Genomic DNA, 3,957 nt, shown 5'->3' with positions numbered 1-3,957 from the left:
GTCGTGGCTTCCCTGGCCCGCTTCGGCGTCGCCGCCGTGAGCGCGAGCGACTCCCACTACGCGGTCATTGCCTCGGTGATCGGCGCGGCCTGGATGCTCGCCCTGGTGCTGCAGCGCTCCTACGAGCCCCGCGTGCTCGGGCTCGGCGGGGAGGAGTACCGCCGGGTCGTGCGGGCCGCCTTCTGGGTGTTCGGCATCACCGCGGTGGTCAGCTACGTCGGCAAGACCGAGCTGGCCCGCGGCTACGTCGCGCTGGCCTTCCCGCTCGGGCTGGCGCTGCTGCTGCTCGGCCGGTTCGCGGTGCGCTCGTGGCTCAAGGCGCAGCGCCGGCGCGGCCGGCTGTGCCACCGGGTCGTCGTGGTGGGCGATCGGCACTCGGTCGGCGACTTCGTCACCCAGCTGCAGCAGGAACCGGCGGCCGGCTTCGTCGTCGTCGGGGTCTGCCTGCCCAGCGCGCAGCAGCGCTGGCGCGGCTCGGTGGTGCCGGTGCTCGGGGGGCACGACGACGTCGCCGCGGCGGCGGCCCGCACGGGGGCCGACGTCGTGGCCGTCACGGCGTCGGAGTCGATCACCCCCGCCCGGCTGCGACGGATCGCCTGGAGCCTCGAGGGCAGCGCCGTCGACCTGGTCGTGGCGCCGGCGGTCACCGACGTGGCCGGGCCACGGATCACCGTGCGGCCGGTGGCCGGGCTGCCGCTGCTGTACGTGGACGAGCCGCGGCTCAGCGGCGGCGCCCGGCTGGTCAAGGGCGTCCTCGACCGGGTCGGCTCGCTGGCGCTGCTCGTCGTCCTGTCGCCGCTGCTGGCTGTCGTGGGCATACTCGTGCGGGCGACCTCGCAGGGGCCGGCGATCTTCGCCCAGCAGCGGGTGGGGCTGGGCGGCAAGCACTTCGCCATGTACAAGTTCCGCAGCATGTTCGCCGACGCCGAGCAGCAGTGGGACGACGTCCGCCCGAACAACGACGCCGGCGGGATGCTGTTCAAGATGCGCGACGACCCGCGGGTGACCCGGATCGGGTGGACCCTGCGGCGGACCTCCATCGACGAGCTGCCCCAGCTGGTCAACGTGCTGCGCGGGCAGATGTCGCTGGTCGGTCCGCGGCCGCTGGCCGTCGCCGCCGGGGAGTTCGTCGGCGATGAGCAGCGCCGGCACCTGGTCAAGCCCGGGATCACCGGGCTGTGGCAGATCAGCGGCCGGGCCCAGCAGTCCTGGGACGACGCGATCCGCCTGGACCTGTACTACGTGGAGAACTGGTCGCTGCCGATGGACCTGCTCATCCTGCTGCGCACCGTGGTCACGGTGTTCCGCGGCGGCGCGCGCTGAGCGCTGCGTTCCCGGGCGGCGGCGTCCGCTCGGGTAGAAAGGGTCGAAACGGCAGTCAGCTCTCGGGGAAGGTGTCGCAATGCTCATGGCTCGGCGCGTGCTCGGGACGGCGCTGCTGCTGGCACTTGCTGGGGTGACGGCTGCGCTGTCCTGGCTGGCGCTGCAGCCCCGGCCGGCTCCCGCCGAGACGCTGAAGGCCTCGGTCACGGCGGAGCCGAGCGCGGTCGTCGTCCCGTCCGTAGCCGCGGCCACCGCGTCTTCGCCTGCATCGCTCGCCGCTGCTGCCGCGGGCCCGGCCGAGCCGGCCGCCCCGCTGTCGCTGGGCGCCGGGCTGGCCGTGCGGGCCGTCGCGGGGTCTTGCGCCAGCGGTGGCGGCAGCGTGGCGGTGAGCACCGACGCCGGGGCGACCTGGCGGACCGTCACGCTGCCGGTCACCTCGGTCCAGCGGGTCAACGTGGTCGACGCCAGCCACCTGTGGGTGGTCGGCGCCGGGCCGGGCTGCGTGTCCGCGCTGTACCGGTCGGCCGACGCGGGCCGCAGCTGGACCGGTGCGCAGAGCGCCACCTCGACGTGGCACCGCGAAGCGGCGGCCGGCGTCCGGGAGGTGCACACCCCGAACGGGACCGTGGCGCTGCCGTGCCCCGCCACGGCCACGCTCGTCGACCTGGCCGGCATCTCAACCACGGACGCGCTGCTGCTGTGCTCTGACGGGACCCTGAAGCGCTCGACCGACGGTGGCTCGCGCTGGGTGACTCGGGGCTCGGTACCCGGCGCGGTCGCGCTGTCCGCGGTGACGACGTCCTCGGTGGCCGTGGCGGTGGACGGCTCGGAAGCGTGCACCGGGGTGGCCGTGGAGCGATCGGTCGACGGCGGCGCGACCTTCCAGCAGGCCGGCTGCGTGCAGGACGCCGGGGACGGCAGCCCGGTCGGACTGGCCTTCGCCACCGACACGGTGGGGATGTTGTGGGACAGCACCTCCGTGTGGGTGACTGCCGACTCCGGCGGCAGCTGGGTGCCCGCCTCGTAGGACGGGTGCCGTCACCGTCGCCGTCCAAGATCGCCGTCAGTGGGAGAGAAGTGCCCTAGCAAGGCAGGATTCTCCCGCCAGCGGTGATCAGGGCGAGGTGGGCAGGTCGGCGAGATCGGGGTGGTCGCGGAACCAGGCCACGGTGCGCTTGAGCGCCTCCTCGATGGGAACCTGGGGTTCCCAGCCCAGCTGGTCGCGGGCAATGGTGATGTCCGGCTGGCGGACCGTCGGGTCGTCCTCGGGGCGCTCGATGAACTCGATCGGTGAGGCGCTGCCGGCGATCTGCCCGATCCACTCGGCCAGGGCCAGCATGGACAGCTCGTGCGGGTTGCCGACGTTCACCGGGCCGGGAAGGTCCGAGTGCAGCAGCCGCACGATGCCGTCGATGAGGTCGCCGACGTAGCAGATCGAACGGGTCTGGCTGCCGTCACCGGCCACCGTGATCGGCTGGCCCATCAGGGCCTGCCGGATGAAGGTGGGGATCGCCCGGCCGTCATTGGGCCGCATCCGCGGGCCGAAGGTGTTGAAGATGCGCACGATCGCGGTGTCCACACCGTGGGTGCGCCGATACGCCATGGTCAGCGCCTCGGCGAACCGCTTGGCCTCGTCGTACACCCCGCGCGGGCCGACCGGGTTGACGTGGCCCCAGTAGGTCTCCGGCTGCGGGTGGACCTGCGGGTCGCCATACGTTTCGCTCGTCGAGGCGAGCAGGAACCGGGCGCCCTTCTCCTTGGCCAGGCCGAGGGCGTGCAGGGTGCCGATCGAGCCGACCTTCATCGTCTCGATGGGCAGCTCGAGGTAGTCGATCGGGCTGGCGGGGGAGGCGAAGTGCAGCACCGCGTCCACCGCACCGGGCACGTGGATGTAGTCGGTGACGTCGGCGCGGACCAGCCGGAACTTCGGGTTCTCCAGCAGGTGGGCCACGTTCTGCGGGTTGCCGGTGAGGAAGTTGTCCAGGCAGACCACCTCGTAGCCGTCGTCCAGCAGCCGCTCACACAGGTGCGAGCCCAGGAAACCGGCCCCACCCGTGACCACCGCGCGCTTGCCCATCCGCCGTTACTCCCCACGTCGCCGTCCGCTCCGCCGCCATCATCCCTCACCCGGCTGGATATTCGGGCCGCGGACCGCGACACCGAGGACCCACGGCCAACCGCGGCGGCCACCGCCAACCGGTTGGTGCCCGCCTCAAGCGGCTCCCCGCGGCCCCCGGGGTCGCGCAGGGTCAACTGTTCGCGGTGATGGCGATGTTGCTGACGGTGTCGATGTCGGTGGATCCGCCGGTGCCGCCGGTGAAGGCCGGTTCGACGTCACCACAGACCAGCCGCACCCGTGGCGCCGGACCCCAAGACCGTCCGCCCCTCGCCCCGACATGCCAGGCAATCCGTTGGGCACCCACCTCTACGGTCGCGCCTCAGCGCGGGCAAGGACCAAGGAGGACCCGATCCACCCCACATCCGTCAGCCATGCTTGAACACGATGGTGGCGGCGAGCCAGGGGGTGTTGCCTCCGGTGCCGATGGTGGCGTTGGGGGTGGCGCCCGCGGCCACGGTCTGGTCCTCGACCAGGAGTTCCATGTCCGTGGTGGGCGAGACGTTGACCCGCGGGGT

At 72.7% G+C, this 3,957-nt stretch carries 3 protein-coding genes; 2 read left to right on the top strand and 1 reads right to left on the bottom strand.

Annotated features, from left to right (window positions below):
* Together VIM19_05370 and VIM19_05365 are read left to right on the top strand one after the other, a co-directional pair.
* Positions 1 to 1,323, top strand: a 1,323-nt coding sequence (locus VIM19_05370; protein ID HEY5184333.1) for a sugar transferase, incomplete at its 5' end; no start/stop codon positions are given.
* Positions 1,324 to 1,402: 79 nt separating this feature from the next.
* Positions 1,403 to 2,350, top strand: a complete 948-nt coding sequence (locus VIM19_05365; protein ID HEY5184332.1) for a hypothetical protein — start codon at positions 1,403 to 1,405, stop codon at positions 2,348 to 2,350.
* 87 nt (positions 2,351 to 2,437) lie between these two features.
* On the opposite strand, the gene VIM19_05360 is transcribed toward VIM19_05365, so the two are convergent.
* Positions 2,438 to 3,400: a UDP-glucuronic acid decarboxylase family protein gene (locus VIM19_05360; protein ID HEY5184331.1), complete on the bottom strand. Its 963-nt coding sequence runs from the start codon at positions 3,398 to 3,400 to the stop codon at positions 2,438 to 2,440.
* Positions 3,401 to 3,957: the final 557 nt, after the last annotated feature.

Source organism: Actinomycetes bacterium (genome assembly GCA_036510875.1).
Lineage (GTDB): Bacteria > Actinomycetota > Actinomycetes > Prado026 > Prado026 > DATCDE01.
Note: the sequence above shows the minus strand (reverse complement) of the source record. Positions and strands in the feature narration are given on the sequence as shown.

Excerpts from the sequence above, each read along its gene's own strand:
- VIM19_05365 (HEY5184332.1), top strand. The coding sequence starts at position 1,403 with ATGCTCATGGCTCGGCGCGTGCTCGGGACGGCGCTGCTGCTGGCACTT.
- VIM19_05360 (HEY5184331.1), bottom strand. The coding sequence starts at position 3,400 with ATGGGCAAGCGCGCGGTGGTCACGGGTGGGGCCGGTTTCCTGGGCTCG.